This is a genomic window from Candidatus Tenderia electrophaga (assembly GCA_001447805.1).
Taxonomy (GTDB): domain Bacteria; phylum Pseudomonadota; class Gammaproteobacteria; order Tenderiales; family Tenderiaceae; genus Tenderia; species Tenderia electrophaga.
In genome coordinates this window covers 1,382,757-1,398,123 of sequence record CP013099.1, presented here as the reverse complement: position 1 = coordinate 1,398,123, position 15,367 = coordinate 1,382,757, and the positions used below count along the sequence as shown (strand labels likewise).

17 protein-coding genes are annotated in these 15,367 nt (G+C 60.5%); 4 read left to right on the top strand and 13 right to left on the bottom strand.

The features are described from left to right. Positions 1-35 precede the first annotated feature (35 nt). The 3 genes from Tel_06505 to Tel_06495 form a co-directional block, all read right to left on the bottom strand. Positions 36-1,421, bottom strand: a complete 1,386-nt coding sequence (locus Tel_06505; GenBank protein ALP52833.1) for a transposase — start codon at positions 1,419-1,421, stop codon at positions 36-38. Between the two features lie 218 nt (positions 1,422-1,639). After that, positions 1,640-2,467 (bottom strand): structural protein MipA, encoded by an 828-nt coding sequence (locus Tel_06500; GenBank protein ID ALP52832.1) that lies wholly within the window; start codon positions 2,465-2,467, stop codon positions 1,640-1,642. A 49-nt stretch (positions 2,468-2,516) separates the two neighbouring features. After that, positions 2,517-3,230 (bottom strand): transposase, encoded by a 714-nt coding sequence (locus Tel_06495; protein ALP52831.1) that lies wholly within the window; start codon positions 3,228-3,230, stop codon positions 2,517-2,519. A gap of 282 nt (positions 3,231-3,512) precedes the next feature. On the opposite strand from Tel_06495, the gene Tel_06490 reads away from it, so the two are divergent. From Tel_06490 to Tel_06480, 3 genes are all read left to right on the top strand, one after another. After that, positions 3,513-3,890 (top strand): ArsR family transcriptional regulator, encoded by a 378-nt coding sequence (locus Tel_06490; protein ALP52830.1) that lies wholly within the window; start codon positions 3,513-3,515, stop codon positions 3,888-3,890. Then, entirely contained in the window at positions 3,887-4,366 is a 480-nt protein-coding gene (locus tag Tel_06485) for an ArsC family transcriptional regulator (protein ID ALP52829.1), read from the top strand. The genes Tel_06490 and Tel_06485 overlap by 4 nt, the downstream gene beginning before the upstream one ends. Positions 4,367-4,513: 147 nt before the next feature. Then, entirely contained in the window at positions 4,514-5,584 is a 1,071-nt protein-coding gene (locus Tel_06480) for an arsenic transporter (protein ALP52828.1), read from the top strand. A gap of 53 nt (positions 5,585-5,637) precedes the next feature. On the opposite strand, the gene Tel_06475 is transcribed toward Tel_06480, so the two are convergent. The 7 genes from Tel_06475 to Tel_06445 all read right to left on the bottom strand — a co-directional run bounded on the left by Tel_06475 (position 5,638) and on the right by Tel_06445 (position 11,882). Further along, complete coding sequence (locus Tel_06475; GenBank protein ALP52827.1) at positions 5,638-5,958, bottom strand: cation:proton antiporter; 321 nt, start codon at positions 5,956-5,958, stop codon at positions 5,638-5,640. Between the two features lie 11 nt (positions 5,959-5,969). Next, on the bottom strand, positions 5,970-6,239 hold the full coding sequence (locus tag Tel_06470) for a cation:proton antiporter (protein ID ALP52826.1): 270 nt from the start codon (positions 6,237-6,239) through the stop codon (positions 5,970-5,972). Next, positions 6,236-6,727 (bottom strand): cation:proton antiporter, encoded by a 492-nt coding sequence (locus Tel_06465; protein ALP52825.1) that lies wholly within the window; start codon positions 6,725-6,727, stop codon positions 6,236-6,238. Before Tel_06465 ends, Tel_06470 begins: the two co-directional genes overlap by 4 nt. Continuing rightward, positions 6,724-8,328 carry a cation:proton antiporter gene (locus Tel_06460; GenBank protein ID ALP52824.1) on the bottom strand — a complete coding sequence of 535 codons (1,605 nt, stop codon included), beginning with the start codon at positions 8,326-8,328 and terminating at the stop codon, positions 6,724-6,726. The genes Tel_06465 and Tel_06460 overlap by 4 nt, the downstream gene beginning before the upstream one ends. Further along, a complete protein-coding gene (locus Tel_06455; GenBank protein ID ALP52823.1) occupies positions 8,325-8,657 on the bottom strand; it encodes a hypothetical protein in 333 nt (110 codons plus the stop codon). Before Tel_06455 ends, Tel_06460 begins: the two co-directional genes overlap by 4 nt. After that, positions 8,657-11,455 (bottom strand): cation:proton antiporter, encoded by a 2,799-nt coding sequence (locus Tel_06450; protein ALP52822.1) that lies wholly within the window; start codon positions 11,453-11,455, stop codon positions 8,657-8,659. The genes Tel_06455 and Tel_06450 overlap by 1 nt, the downstream gene beginning before the upstream one ends. A gap of 223 nt (positions 11,456-11,678) precedes the next feature. Further along, positions 11,679-11,882, bottom strand: a complete 204-nt coding sequence (locus Tel_06445; protein ALP52821.1) for a hypothetical protein — start codon at positions 11,880-11,882, stop codon at positions 11,679-11,681. Between the two features lie 25 nt (positions 11,883-11,907). Here Tel_06445 and fieF point away from each other — a divergent pair, with 25 nt between their 5' ends. Further along, a complete protein-coding gene (gene fieF, locus Tel_06440; GenBank protein ID ALP54758.1) occupies positions 11,908-12,792 on the top strand; it encodes a ferrous iron transporter in 885 nt (294 codons plus the stop codon). A 108-nt stretch (positions 12,793-12,900) separates the two neighbouring features. Here the strand turns inward: fieF and Tel_06435 are convergent, their stop codons facing one another. Genes Tel_06435 through Tel_06425 form a run of 3 tightly spaced genes read right to left on the bottom strand, consistent with a single transcriptional unit; the run spans position 12,901 to position 15,364 of the window. Then, positions 12,901-13,644, bottom strand: coding sequence for a hypothetical protein (locus tag Tel_06435; protein ID ALP52820.1), 744 nt, complete (start codon positions 13,642-13,644; stop codon positions 12,901-12,903). A 17-nt stretch (positions 13,645-13,661) separates the two neighbouring features. Then, the gene (locus Tel_06430; protein ALP52819.1) at positions 13,662-14,144 is read right to left on the bottom strand and encodes a hypothetical protein; all 483 of its coding nucleotides are present in this window, start codon (positions 14,142-14,144) and stop codon (positions 13,662-13,664) included. After that, positions 14,141-15,364, bottom strand: a complete 1,224-nt coding sequence (locus tag Tel_06425; protein ALP52818.1) for a hypothetical protein — start codon at positions 15,362-15,364, stop codon at positions 14,141-14,143. The genes Tel_06430 and Tel_06425 overlap by 4 nt, the downstream gene beginning before the upstream one ends. Between the last annotated feature and the right edge of the window lie 3 nt (positions 15,365-15,367).

Sequence of the window (15,367 nt, the reverse complement as noted above, 5' to 3'; positions counted from 1 at the left end):
TTATGGGACAGCAGTGGGTCAGAGTCGAATGGCACTTACTTAAGCTTCTTAGGGTGACCATTTTTCATCACTTCCGCTCTTGCTTCATGCCGTGTTCTCGTCAATAAGGGATAGGCTTTTGGTCTTCGCTTCACCGCTCTCGGTTCGATTCGGCCAGGACGATTCCCCACCTTTTTCTGCACCATCATGCGGAATAAATAACCGATATATTCATCATCCAAATACTGCGCGTTTTGTAGATAGATCAGCCATATCTGCAAGCAGTGCTTGAAACTTATACGTCTTGGGCTGATATCCGCCAGCAAGGCGGATTGCGCCATCATGAGGCGGATCAGGTTATAGGCAAGTAGATGGATCCATATTTCCTTGATCGCCATCTCGGGCGTTTTGCAACTGAGCACATTCATGCCCATAGTGTCTTTGATGTTGCGCAGGTCCAGTTCGATATGCCAGCGCATTTTGTACAGGGCTTTTAGCTTCTCTTTCGGGTAGTTGTTGTGATCGTCCAAAGTCGTGATCATTGTTTTGCCGCCGGCCTGGAATTCCCTGACCGTGAGTCTTTCTGGCGCCGCGTTATAGTCCTCTTCACTCATCCACTCCGGTCGTCGCTTGGGCTTGTCGATCACGATCAGATGATCGCGTTCTCCCAGCCTTTGACCGAGACGAAAATCTGTCACGCGCTTTCTGGAACCGTTCTGCTCCATTAGAATATCGATCCCGTCGGCCTGCATGGCGGCAATAAAGAAATAGGTGGCAAAGAAGGCATCGCCGAGCGCGATATCACCGGGCTGCAAGGTGTTCTGTATGGCGCGCAACAGGGTTTGTTCGTCACCCCCCTTGCCGTTGAAACGGCCGATCGCTGCATTCAATAGCGCACCGCTGGCCAGACTGGTGATGCCGACGATGCGACAAATGGGAAACCCTAAACCAGGCTGTTGACCGCGTTGTTGTGGGAATACGGCTTGGTTGGCAGCCGTGTCGGGCATCGTGACGGTGGTGCCGTCGATAATCCTGATGTGTCGACCCTGCCATTGCCATTCATCAGGCGCTCGTTCGTCAAGCTGGTCGCCCAGATGTTGGGTCAGTTCTGCGACCATCGTCAAAGGCAATCGTTGCCTGGCACGACAATAGCCACCCGTGTATGTGCTTCGGGCGCTAAACCCGCCGGCGAGTCGCTGGACTGCTGCCTGGTTAACAATGCTCTGACAGGAACGATCGGCGCTCATGGCTTGGGCCAGGAACATGGATAAGGTTTCCGTAGGTGGATAGAGGCGTTCCCGGTGCTCGGGCAAGAGCGCTTCCACTTTGTCCAGCAGCGTGTCGCTGGTGAGAAGATTGAAGAAACGATAGCTGTTGCTGTTTCCACGGTATGCCTCAACTCGAGTATGTTGATGTTTTTTGGCAGTATGGCTAAGCTTCATCGAGACCGGTTCCTTTTGGTAGGTTGTGGGTTTGGCGATTTACACCCTACCATGGTGCCGGTCTTTCTATTTGATAATCAAGTGCTTGGGCTTAAGTAAGTGCCATTCGGGTCAGAGTCATTGATTTTTAGTTGTAGTAGTCGCGACCTGATCTGACAGATACCGATTTTGCGGAAGTGACTATCAGATCAAGTCGAAACTAATTCACGTTAGGCGGTCTAGAATACGTAAATGACTCCGACGCCTACTTCGGCTTCATAGTTGTTGCGTGCTATTGGGCTGTCCGCAATGTCGCTGCTATATCGTTCATAGAGCACCTCGCCGAAAATCTGCCAATTATCGTTGATATAATTACGATAATTGTAATGGGCTCCAATCGCGCGGAATCCTCCGCTTAGGTTGGTCTCATTCAGTCCAGATGCAGCTGCCTGCATTGGGTCTACGCCAAACTCTGTATTGGCAAGATCGCTATCATGAAAAACCGCAACGATAGAAAATTCAGAACCGGAGCCGTCTTTCCGCTCGCCGAAGCGACGACCCACCCCAAAAATACCAAGACTTCCGTTTTCACCGGTTACAATTCGACCATCTAACCAATAACGCCAATCAGCATCGAAAGCACGACGCGCCTGCAGCGCGAGTTCAAAACCCTCATCTGTATCGCCGAGTCCATCCAACCGACCGTCATCGGAATCACTTTCTTCGCGGCCCTCTTCGAAGCCGACGATGGCCTCTAATAGCCACGTGTCAGAACGAAGACCACGCCACCCCAGCGCCTCACCGGCCCAGAAGAAAATATCATCACCTCTACGCCATTGTACTGCACCAGCAGGCTGGACTTCGAAGCCAAACTCATCCGATCCTTCGTAGGCAGATTCGTATTCAACACCCAGGCCCAGCCCAAAGCTCCAGCCATCATTACCCCTCGTGAAGTCGTCGATCGAAGGCAAAGGCACCAAAGCTGTTTTTTCTTCCTGTGCTAATGCTGTTTGAAGGAATAACGCATGTATGAACAATGCCAATAGTAAACCTGTAAACTTTCTCATTTAGCCTCCGCTCCAGTATGTGTTAGCAGATAGTTCAATGGGATCAGAGTCATTGATATTTAGTCCTCCGGTACTTCTCCGATTTCCTATCCCCTCCCCGACCGAGTGGGATAGCCCGTCGCCCCGTCTTGGCTTCAATTTGAGCCTTGAATCGATCATTTCCGAGCGCCCAGGCTTTATTCGTCGATTCACGGATCGCCATCAGGTCTCGCTCCGACATCCTACCCCGGAATAACGACCGGTAAGCTTGTTGCCGTTCCTTCGCCGTCTTGCCCAGTTGAGCATACTGAGGGTGGGGTGTTAACAGTTGGATTGCTTTACCCATCGCATTGGATGAGTAACTGGACCAGGGGTATTCAGAGGCGTGTGTGACCATTCCCGCCCGCACCGGATTCAGTTCGATATAGCGATACACGGTAAGCAGGTAGGCGTTAGCATCAACCAGGGTCGATTTATAGCGCCCTTCCCACAGCGTTCCTGTGCGGCCATAGGTGTGATTAAAATATTGAACATACTTGCGGCCTTGTGCCTGCATCAGACGGCCAATTCCCTGTTCATCAGCCGGGGTCGCCAGCAAATGTACATGGTTGGTCATTAATACAAAGGCATGAATATCAACCTGGTATTTGGCTGCGGCGTCTTTGAGGAATGCCAGATAGGCCTGGTAATCCGCTTCGCCATAGAAGCAGGCGTCCCGGTTATTGCCCCGTTGGATGATATGCTGGGCACAGCCGGGTAAATAGAGTCGTGGTAACCGGGCCATTTGATCTTCCTTGTTGAGATCAGCATACGAAGTTAATCCCGCCGGGACTAGCAATCAATGACTCTGACTCTATTGATCCTATTGATCCGACCCTATGGATCCCTCGACTACGTGTTTGCCATCGACATGGAATTGTCCGGCGTCTTCTCTATGAAAAGCCGTCATTAGCCGCAACAGCCTGGCGGGCGGAATTCCGCCCTTCAGACCTCCAAACTTGCTTTATTGAATATCCCCGTTCCGCCACCCTTGCCATTATTTCAATAATAGTTGTAGAATCAAAATATGGACAAGATCACGGCAATCACCCTGTTTGAATCGCTCGCCTCCGGCGTACGGCTGGACATCTATCGCCTGCTGGTCAGACAGTGCAACGCGGGCATGGTGGCGGGTGAGATCGCCAGCACCCTGGATGTGCCGCCCACCAACCTGTCATTCCACCTCAAGGCGCTGACCCAGGCCGGCATGCTGACGGTGACGCAGGAGGGGCGCTATCAGCGTTACCGCGCCAACCTGCCCCAGATGCTGGACCTGATCGCCTACCTGACCGAGGAGTGCTGCGCCGGCCAGCCGGAACAATGCCTGGATCCGGGCACGTTGTCGCCCTGCGCGCCGCCCGTGTCATCTCCCGAGTCCCCAATCCCGACGCGATCAAAATCATGAATGTCCTGTTTCTCTGCACCGGCAACTCGTGCCGCTCCATCCTCGGCGAAGCCACCTTCAACCACCTGGCGCCCGCCGGCTGGCGCGCCGTCAGCGCCGGCAGCCGGCCCACCGGCCAGGTCCATCCGCGTTCCCTGGCCCTGTTGCAGCGCGAGGGTATCGCCACCGCGGGCTACCACAGCAAATCCTGGGACGACCTGCCGGTCACACCCGACATCGTCATCACCGTCTGCGCCAGCGCCGCCGGCGAGACCTGCCCGGCCTACCTGGGCCCGGTGCTGCGCAGCCACTGGGGCGTCGATGACCCGGCCCACGCCAGCGGCAGCGACGCCGAGATCCATGCCGCCTTCATGACCGCCTACCGCATCCTGCGCGCCCGCATCGAGGCCTTTCTGGCCCTGCCGCTGGACGCGCTTGAGCAGGACCGCGAACGCCTCAAGGCCGAGCTGGATCGCATCGGCCGCCTTTTGCCGTAAGCATTATTTCAATAATCGATGGAGCATTAAAATGAAAACCATCCCTATCTGTGACCCCGCCCTGTGCTGCAGCACCGGTGTCTGCGACGCCGAGATCGCCGCCTTCGACGAGTTCACCGCCCTGCCCCACATGGAAGAACCGTCATCATGAGCAAACCGCAGGCCATCGGCTTTTTCGAGCGTTATCTGTCACTCTGGGTGGCGTTGTGCATTTTTGCCGGCATCGCCCTGGCCAACCTGTTTCCGGGCCTGTTTCAGCGATTGGCCAGATTCGAATACGGCTCGGTCAATTTCGTCGTCGCCGTCCTGATCTGGTGCATGGTCTACCCCATGATGGTGTCGGTGGATTTCACCAGCCTCAAACGCGTCCACACCCGACCCAAAGGGCTGATCATCACCCTGGCGGTCAACTGGCTGCTCAAACCCTTCAGCATGGCGGCCCTGGGGGTGCTGTTCTTTGAATACCTGTTCGCCGACCTGATCGATCCGGCCAACGCCGACCAGTACATCGCCGGCCTGATCCTGCTGGGCGCCGCCCCCTGCACCGCCATGGTATTCGTCTGGTCCCAACTCACCCGCGGCGACCCCAATTACACCCTGGTGCAGGTATCGCTCAACGACGTCATCATGGTGTTCGCCTTCGCCCCCATCGTCGCCCTGCTGCTCGGCGTCACCGATATCGAGGTACCCTGGGACACCTTGCTGCTGTCGGTGTTGCTGTACGTGGTGATCCCGCTGGCCGCCGGTATTGCCACGCGCATGCTGCTCAGCGCCCGGGCCGCCTCGGCGGCAGCAGCTGAACAGGCGGTGGCCCGCTTCACCCACCGGGTCAAACCCCTGTCGGTGCTCGGCCTGCTGGCCACCGTAGTGCTGTTGTTCGGCTTTCAGGGCCATGTCATCGTCGAACAACCGCTGCTCATCGCCCTGATCGCGGTGCCGCTGCTGTTCCAATCCTACGGCATCTTCGCCATCGCCTATGCCGCGGCGCGCGCCTGGCGCGTGCCCTACAACATCGCCGCCCCCTGCGCCCTGATCGGCACCTCAAACTTTTTCGAACTGGCGGTGGCCGTGGCTATCGGCCTGTTCGGGCTCAACTCGGGCGCGGCCCTGGTGACCGTGGTGGGCGTGCTGGTGGAAGTGCCGGTAATGCTGTCGCTGGTGGCTTTCGCCAACCGCACACAGCACTGGTTTCCGCGCCAAGAGTCTAAGGGGCTCTGACCCACTTTAAGTGGTTCGCCGTTTTCTGGTCGGCAGTGCCACCACTTCTTGAGCTAGCGCGGCCTGTCTTTGTCCTGGTGACGAGCCTGTGTATCGATCTGCAGGTGCAACGCCGCCTTGCCCAGCAGATGGGCGCTTACCGGTGCGGTGATAAACAGGAACAGGGTCACCAGAATTTCGTGCAGGCTAATGCCATCGTCGTGATGGCTGAAATACACCGCCGAGGCGATCAGGATACAGCCAACGCCCAGCGTTGTTGCTTTGGTGGGGCCGTGCAGGCGGGTGTAGAAGTCCTTGAGGCGTACCAGACCGAGCGAGCCGATGAAGGTGAAGGCCGCACCGGCAATGATGAGCAGTGAAAACAGAATCTCCATAAATATTTCCTTTATTCGATGATATCGCCGCGCAACAGGTATTTGCAGAGTGCCACGGTGCCGACAAAACCCATGAGCGCGATCAACAAGGCGGCTTCGAAGTAAATGTTGTTGCCAAGATAAATGCCGAATAACACCAGCAGTGCAATGGTGTTCACATACAGCGTGTCCAGCGCGAGGATGCGATCCGGGGCGCTGGGGCCGCGCAACAGCCGCCAGAAGGCGAAGATCACGGCAATGCCCACCAGAGTGAAGGCGATGATTAAGGCGGTATGGATCATGATTCAAAAACCTCCTTCAGCGGTGCTTCATAGCGTTGCTTGATGGTCCGCAGCAGGGCATCGGCGTCATCGGTATTGAGCGCGTGTACCAGCAGGTAGCGGCGATCGGCGGAAAGTTCCGCTGAGACCGTGCCCGGTGTCAGGCAGATGGTGTTGGAAAGTAGACTGATGGCGAGATCCGATTGCAGATCCAGGGGCAGGCGCATAAAGGCAGGCTTGAGTCGCTTCGGGCCCCGCAGGATCAGACCGGCGACAATAAAGTTGGCAAGGATAATGTCCATCAACACCGTGGCAATAAAGCGCAGCAGTGTCAGCGGGTGGCGGATATTCACGCGCTCGGGCCAGAAGTTCGCAGTGAACAGGGGAATGGTCCAGCCCAGCAGTAAACCGAGAACAAGATTGCCGAAGGAAAAGCTATTGGCCAGCAGTGCCCAGACCATCGTCAGGATCAGAATCAGCAGGGGGTGCGGGAGCAGTCGTCTGATCATGGCCTGCCCCCGAGAATGTCTTCCTGCGTCAAGACCGGCATGGCGCCCAGATGAGTTGTCGTCGGCGAACCCAGCACGGCGTGTACATAGGCATCGGGTTGTAACAACTGCATGGAGGTGGCGCGGGTATATTCATCGACGGGGCCGGCCCCGACCACCAGGGCCCCGCAAAGCAGTAGCAGAGCCACGGTGGGTAACAATTCGAGCGCCAATCCCCGGCCCCCTCTCTGACTACCCTCGGGATGGTGCGTAGCACCGGGGTCGCTACGCATCACCGCCGTTTCGGCGCGATAGAACAACACATTGCCGGCGCGTGCCAGGGCAATAATGGCGAGCAGACTGGTGACGAGAATCACGCCCATGATCCAGGGCATGTGCGGGTGCTGGATGGCGGCCTGCAAGGTGAGCCACTTACCAATAAATCCCGACAGCGGCGGCAGGCCCGCCATGAGTACCGCCACCACAAAGAACAGGCTACCGAGGATTTTCCGATCGGCCAGGGCGACCTCAGGGACAAAGCGATCATCGTATTTGCCGCGGCGGCAGGCCAGCGTGTCGGCGAGTAAAAAGAAGGCCGCCGCGGCGAAGGTGGCATGGGGTAAATAGTAGAGTCCTGCGGCGATACCGGCCGTGGAGCCGAGGGCGAAGGCGGTGAGTAGTGAGCCCACCGAGGCTACCACCAGGTAGGCGATCTGCTGTCGCAGGGCAGTCGCCGCAAGCACGCCGAGCATGCCGACGACCAGGGTCAGCAGGGCCAGGGGTAATAACCAGCCGCCGAGCATGCCCGCCAGGGGGCCGGCGCTGCCGCCGAAAATCAGTGTATCGATGCGCAGGATACTGTAGGCCCCGACTTTGGTCATGATGGCGAACAGGGCCGCCACCGGGGCACTGGTATTGGCATAGGCCGCCGGTAGCCACAGGTGCAGCGGCAGTAGGGCGCTTTTTAAGGCAAACACCCCGAACAGCAGCAGAGCGGCGGCCTTGACCGGGCCGAGATTTTCCGGCGGCAGCGTCGCCACCTGACGCGCCAGGTCGGCCATGTTGAGCGTGCCGAGCACTCCATAGAGGGTTCCGGCGGCGAACAGGAACAGGGTTGAACCGGCGAGGTTGATGACCACAAAGTGTAGACCGGCGCGGGTGCGCCGGCGGCCGCCGCCATGCAACAACAGCCCGTATGAGGCCAGCAGCAGGATTTCGAAAAAGACAAACAGGTTGAACAGGTCGCCGGTGAGAAAGGCGCCGTTGAGACCAAACAATTGTAACTGGAACAGGACATGAAAATGGCGGCCACTGCTGTCACTGCCACGCACGGCATGCAACAGGGCAAACAACGCTAGCAGTGCGGTAATCAGCAGCATCCACACCGCCAGTCGGTCGGCTACCAGGACAATGCCGAAGGGGGGCGCCCAGTCACCGAGGGCGTAGGTGAGGATTTCGCCACTATGGACATCCGGCAGTAGCGCCGCAGCCAGGCCGATCTGTGCCACGACGGCGAACAGGCTCAACAAGCGGCGCAGGCCGAGATCAAGCGGGCGCAATAGCAGTAGCAGAATAGCGGCGAGCAATGGCAAGAGTACCGGCGCGAAAACCAGATGATTCATGCGTCGTCCTCTTTGCCATCGACGTGGTCGTTCCCCAGCTCGGCGCGGGCCTTGAGTGCCAGCACAATGATAAAGGCCGTCATGGCAAAGCTGATCACAATAGCGGTGAGCACCAGGGCCTGGGGTAAAGGATCGGCGTAGCCGGCGGCCGCCGCGTCAATAATGGGGGGCTGGCCAATGGTCAGACGGCCCATACTGAACAGAAACAGGTTTACGGCGTAGGACAGCAAGGTGAGCCCGAGGACAACGGGAAAGGTCCTGGCGCGCAGTGCCAGATAGACCCCGCAGGCCGTAAGCACGCCAATGACCAGGGAAAGCAAGGCCTCCATCAGTGGGATGCCTCAGTTTTTGCCGGGGCGTGGCTGCTGTCGTGCAGCAGGCCGAGGTGAATCAGGATCAGCAGCGTCGCACCGACCACGACCAGATAAACCCCGAGGTCGAAGACCATGGCAGAGGCTACTTCGAATTTGCCTACCAGCGGCCAGGTCAGGTAGGTGAAGGTGGAGGTCAAAAAGGGATGTCCCACCAGCCAGCTGCCCAGCCCGGTCAGGGTGGCGATGAGCAGGCCCACGGCAATGGTGGGGTGCATGTTGTCCGGCAGACGTGACTGGGTCCAGACCGCACCGTTGGCCAGGTACTGCATAATCAATGCTATCGCGGTAATCAGGCCGGCAATGAAACCGCCACCCGGCAGGTTATGGCCGCGCAGCAAAATGAATATCGATACCAGTAAGGCCAGGGGTAGCAACAGGCGGGTGAGCGAGGCCATGACCGGCGGATGCAGATCCCAGTTCCAGGGGCGTTTGCCGTCATGTTGTAGCCCTGGCAGGCGCAGTCGTTCCAGCATGGCGAAGATACCCAGCGCGGCCAGCGCCAGCACGGCAATCTCACCCAGGGTATCGTAGCCGCGAAAATCCACCAGAATGACATTGACCACATTATTGCCGCCACCGCCAGGTTTCGCATTGGCGAGGAAGAAATCGGCAATACTCTGGTAGGGCCGGGTGAGCACCGACCAGCTCAGCAGGGCGGCACATCCACCGACCAGCGTGGCGACCACGCCATCGCGTACGACCCGGGTCCGGCCGGACTCAGGCGCGGGTTGTTGTGGTAGAAAATAGAGGGCCAGCAATAGCAGGACAATGGTGACAATCTCGACCGACAGTTGGGTCAGGGCAAGGTCGGGGGCGGAGAACTTGACGAAAATCAGCGCGACCACCAGGCCGACGGCGCCAATCAATACCAGTGCGATAAAGCGTTGCCGATGCATCACCACTGTGGCAATGGCTGTAAGGAACAGACCGACCACGGCGATAAGACTAATGCCGTCCAGGGGCAACAATTCACGTTCGCCGCTGAGCGGGCTGCCACTGCTCCAGTAACCTGCCACGCCCAGCACCAGAACCGCGCAAAAGAACAACAGCACCAGGCGCTGTAGGCTACCGGTATCCAGTAGGCGGGTGACGCCGCGCGCCGAGGCCAGCAAGCCCGCGATCAGCGCATCGAAAAGCACCTTGCCCTGGAGGCCAGCGCTTTTTTCCTGCAGGGCAAACAGAGGCTTACGTACGGCATAGAGCATGCCGCCACCGACTATGGCCACCACACTCATGAGCAATGCGGCACTAAAGCCGTGCCAGATGGCCAGGTCAAACTCCGGTAACGGGGCCTGTAACAGACCGGCGGCGGCGATGCGCAATATGGGCTCCACGGTCAGCCCCGGCAGAATGCCCACCAGCAGACACAGCGCCACCAACATCTCCACCGGCACTTTCATCCAACGCGGTGGCTCGTGCGGAATCTTGGGCAGGTCGATGGGGTCGCCGTTGAAGAACACATCGTGAATGAAACGAAACGAATAGGCCACCGCAAAAATACCGCCCAGGGTGATCAAGGCCGGCAGGATCCAGCCGAGTTTAAAGTGCGTGCCGGCGCTCACGGCCTCGGCAAAGAACATTTCCTTGGACAAGAAGCCGTTGAGCAGCGGCACCCCGGCCATAGCGGCGGCGGCCACCATGGCCAGCAGCGCGGTGTGGGGCATGCATTTCCACAGGCCATTGAGCTTGCGCATGTCCCGGCTGCCACTCTCGTGGTCGATAATCCCGGCGGCCATGAACAGTGAGGCCTTGAAAATCGCATGGTTGATGATGTGAAACACCCCCGCTACGGCCGCCAGTGGCGTGCCGATACCAAACAGCACCGCAATCAGGCCAAGGTGACTGATGGTGGAGTAGGCCAGCAGCCCCTTGAGGTCGTGCTGAAACAGGGCAAAAAAGGCACCCACCAGAAACGTCGCCAGGCCCACGCCACCGACTAGCCATGACCATTCCGGGGTGCCTGACAGGGCCGGGAACAACCGCGCCAGCAGAAACAGGCCGGCCTTGACCATGGTGGCCGAATGTAAATAGGCAGACACCGGCGTTGGCGCGGCCATGGCATTGGGTAACCAGAAGTGAAAGGGGAATTGCGCCGACTTGGTAAAGGCCCCCAGCAGCACCAGGACCAGCATGGATAAATAGAGCGGATGGGCGCGGATGATATCCCCCGAGGCCAGTATCACCGACAACTCATAGCTGCCGGTAATCTCGCCCAGCATGATAAAGCCGCCCAGCAGGGCCAGCCCGCCAGCGCCGGTAATGGCTAGCGCCATGCGTGCCCCCTGGCGGGCGTCGGCACGGAACTGCCAGTAACTGATGAGCAGGAAGGAGGTAAGGCTGGTCAGCTCCCAAAATACCAGCAACTGGATGATGTTTTCCGACAATGCAATGCCCAGCATGGCGCCCATAAACAGGAGCAGATAACTGTAAAACCGTCCCATGCAGTCCCGCGCCGACAGATAGTAGCGTGCATAAAAAATTACCAGCAGACCAATACACAAGATCAATAAGGCAAATAGCAGACCCAGACCATCGATGCGGAACACCAGGTCCAAGCCTGCACTGGGGATCCAGGTCCAGCGTTCGATGAGGGTCTCGCCGGCGAAGACCGCAGGCAGTTGCCACACGAGTTGCAGCAACGCCAGACTGGTCACCGCCCCCGCGGCCCAGGCCGAATATAGGCGCCCAAAGCGCGACACCCAGGCGGTGAGGGCGCTGCCAGCAAAGACGATAAGAAATAGAGACAAGGTCATGCGGCTAGCTTAACCGGCTTGGCTTTTATTGTGAAACGCTATCAAGCTGAAGCGGCTGGGTTTTTCTGGCGCCTATAAAATTAAGTACGCCTGTGTGGAAGGCAACACCGCAAAAGCGAAGTCATGGCGCTTACCGAGATTGACAGGCTGTTGAAAGATCGCCCGCTACGGGCCAATCTTTGGCGTGATGGTGTAAGCAGCGACGTGAAGCGGAATACCCAGCTCACCAGCGAATCAACAGGGCCCGAATCAACAGGGTCAGAGTCATTGATTGCGGCTCCTTTGATCTACTCATCGCGCGCAAACCCCCTCCCCTCACACCCGCCGAAAAACGCAATTCGAGAACCCCGCTCAACTCATTTATAATGAGTCCGGATTTTCGCCCGGCAGTAAAAAACCAAAAGAACCCGCCCATGTCCGAACCCATTACCCAGGCCGAAAGCTCGCGGCTGCTGAAACTGGCGACCTATGCCTCAGTCGTCACCGCTGCCATTCTCATCGCCGCCAAGCTAGCCGCCTACCTGCTCACCAACTCGGTGAGCGTACTGGCCTCGCTGGTGGATTCGCTCATGGATGCCGGGGCCTCGCTGATCAATCTGCTGGCGGTGCACTACGCCCTGGCGCCGCCCGACCGCGAACACCGCTACGGCCACGGCAAGGCCGAATCCATTGCCGGCCTGGCCCAGGCGACCTTCATCGCCGGCTCCGGCGTGTTCCTGATCATCGAGGCGGTGGACCGGCTACTGCATCCCAAACCCTTAGAAGCTGTGGGTATCGGCCTGGGGGTGATCGTCTTCGCCATCATCGCCACCGGCATCCTCATGACCTTCCAGCACTATGTCATCAAGCGCACCCACTCCACAGCCATCCGCGCCGACGCGCTGCACTACAAGACCGACCTGCTCACCAACGGCGCCATCATCGCCGCGCTGCTGTTGTCGGAACTGGGCTGGCTGGGCATCGACCCGGTCTTCGCCCTGGCCATTGCCGCCTACGTCCTCTACAGCGCCTGGGGCATCGGCAACGACGCTTTCCACGACCTGCTCGACCACGAACTGCCGGACGAGAAACGACAGCTGATTATCCAGATCGCCAAAGACCACGCCAAGGTGGAGGGCATGCATGACCTGCGCACCCGGCTCTCCGGCCGCACCGAATTCATCCAGATGCACCTGGAGCTGGACGACAATCTGCCCCTGATCGAGGCGCACGCCATCGCCGACGAGGTGGAGAGAAAGATCAAACAGGCCATCCCCGGCGCCGACGTGGTGATCCACCAGGACCCGGTCAGCAGCGTCGACCTGCACACGCTGCCGGTGTTCAAGCGCCTGCCCTGACCCCGATTTCTCCCCCGCCGCCGGCTGCAGCATCCCGCTGGCATCCGCCAACGCCCGCGCGCGCCCTCCGTCACGGAGGTCGCTCGTTAAAGGCGTGAGAATTTCGGCCTAGCCCGCTTGCAAGCGGAAGCGTATCGGCACCACCACCTCACCCGTCACAGCGATGCCGCCGCGCCGCGCCGGTTCAAAACGCCACTGCCGCACCGCCCGCTGCGCCTCGCGGTCGAGCACCTCGAAACCGGAGGACTGCCTGATGCGGATCTCCAATGGCAGGCCATCGCGATCCACCGTTACCGCCAGCTCGACCACCCCTTCCATGCCGCGGCGCCGGGCGGCGCGGGGGTAATGCGGATCGGGATTGCGGTGATAGGCCACCTCGCTGGAGGGCGGCGTATGGCGTTGGGCGGACGCGACCGGCTGCGCCGGAGGCGCCTCGGCCACGGCGGGCTCGGCGGCGACGGGAATGTCCGCTTCCGACGGTGCCGGAGATGCCGGCACGGCGGCAACCGGCGCGGGCGGTGCCGGAGTGGTGGGCGCGACGCTGGCCGCCGGTTCGGGCGGCGTTGGCGTTGGCGCCGGCTGTGTCGGGGCGGGCCTGGGCGGCGGGGGGTGAGCAGCGGGTGGCGTGGACGGGACGGCCGGGGGCGGCGGGGCGGGCGCCGTTGCCGGCGCTGTCACCAGGGTGAGGCTGATAGCCGGTTGCGACAGCGGCCCGACCACCGCCGGACCGGCGTCGATCAGGGCGGCGAAGGAGAGCAGGTGCAGCAGGATGGCGGCGGCCAGCGCGAAAGCAAAATGGCGCCGCGTGCGGGCCGGGAATCCCCAGCCTTCGCCGGCAACCCCCGCCGCCAATGGCGCAGGCAGGCCGGCTAGTCGGTGGCCGGATAGTACTGCGCCAACCATGCGTCCACCTGCTCGTCGTCGATGACGCCGCTGACGGCGGACACGTCACCGTCGGGGGAAAAGAAATAGCTGCGCGGCAGCTCGCCGTACCAGCGCCTGTCGATCTCGTAGCGCAGCCGCTGCACCTCGCTGATGGCGAACTGCCACGACTCCAGATGCGCTACACCGCGCTGCCGCAACACCCGGTTCACCTCGGCGCCCGCCGCCGGGGCGTCGGTGGAGACCAGCACCAGATCGAGGGCCGGATAGCGGCGACTCAGCGCGCGCCACAGGTCCAGCTCCTTGTAACAGGGCGGACAGTCGATGGACCAGAAGCTGACGATCAGTGGTTCGTCGGCCTGCCGGGCCGTGATCGCGGCCATGGAACCGCTGACGAAGGGCCGCACTTCGGCCGCCAGCAGCACCGGCGGCAACAGCAGCAACAGCACCAAGGCCAGCCGCCGCCTCATGGGATGGCCACCAGGCGGTAGCCGTCGGCGGCACTGTGCCACGAAAGATAGACCTGGCCGTCGTGCTGCAACAGGAAGGGATGGTCCGATTCGCCGGAGGTGGCGGCCAGCGCCTCGGGTGCGCCCCAGCTGGCGCCGCCGTCACTGGAGCGCATCAGCTGCACCGTGGTCCGGCGGCCGTCGAAGGCCTTCCATACCAGATAGACGCGGCCGTCGCGTTCGAGCAGATGGGGATGCTGGGCCTGGCTGTCGGCGCCGCCGAAGGGATGGACAGGCGAGCGCGTGCGGCCCCCGTCGTCGCTGTAGGCGTAGTAGAGCCCCGGAGCGCCCGCCGCAATATTGAACCAGGCCATGTGGCGGCGGCCGTCCGCGCCGATGGCCAGCGCCGGGCCGTGGTGGGGACAGCTCTCCACGCGCCAATTTTCGTGACTGATGCGTTGCGGTGCCGCGTCCGTCCCCAGACGCAACAGGGCATGGTCGCGGCTGCCCGGGCCGCTGGCATTGGCGAAGATGTGGCGCCAGAAAAACACCGGCCGCTGAGTGCCATCCAGCGCCAGGGCGATGCGGCAGCACTGACAAGTAGTGTCGGCGAGCTTGCGATTGGGCTGGAAGGCGGCGCCATGGTCGTCGGAATAGCTGTAGTACAGCGCCGAGCCGTCGTAGGGCCGCCCGCTGTCCGCGGCGGCGACGGCGTCGCGCGCATCCAGCCAGGCGAGATGGACACCTCCGCGGGCGTCGACGGCCATGGAGACGAAGCGGTGGCTGATCATCTCGCGGTCGTCGTTGACGGTGAGCGGGCGGCTGAAACTGCGCCCGCCATCAAGCGAACGGCTGAAACGGATATTGCCGGTGAAGCGTTTTGGCAGTTTCCGGGTGTAGGCGACGAAGACCCGGCCGTCCCGGTCCAGCGCCACTTTGGGCCGCGCCTCGCCGTTGTCGTGGATCTGTTCCGGTTCCGGGTTCACCGCCACCGGCGGGCTGAAGCGTTGGCCCAGGTCGTCGGAGTAGTTGACGTAGACATGATCATTCTGCACCCAGGCCAGCCACAGGCGGCCGCGCGCATCGAAGGCGGCGCTGGGGACGCGGCCGTTGGCGATGCTGACCGGCGCGTCCGCCGCGACCGGTGTGTGCCCGGCATGGGCGTGGGGCTGGGCATGGCCGGGCGCGGGGCCGGCCAGCAGGAAGATCACAGCGAACAATACCGCGCGGGGGCGTTTCATGGT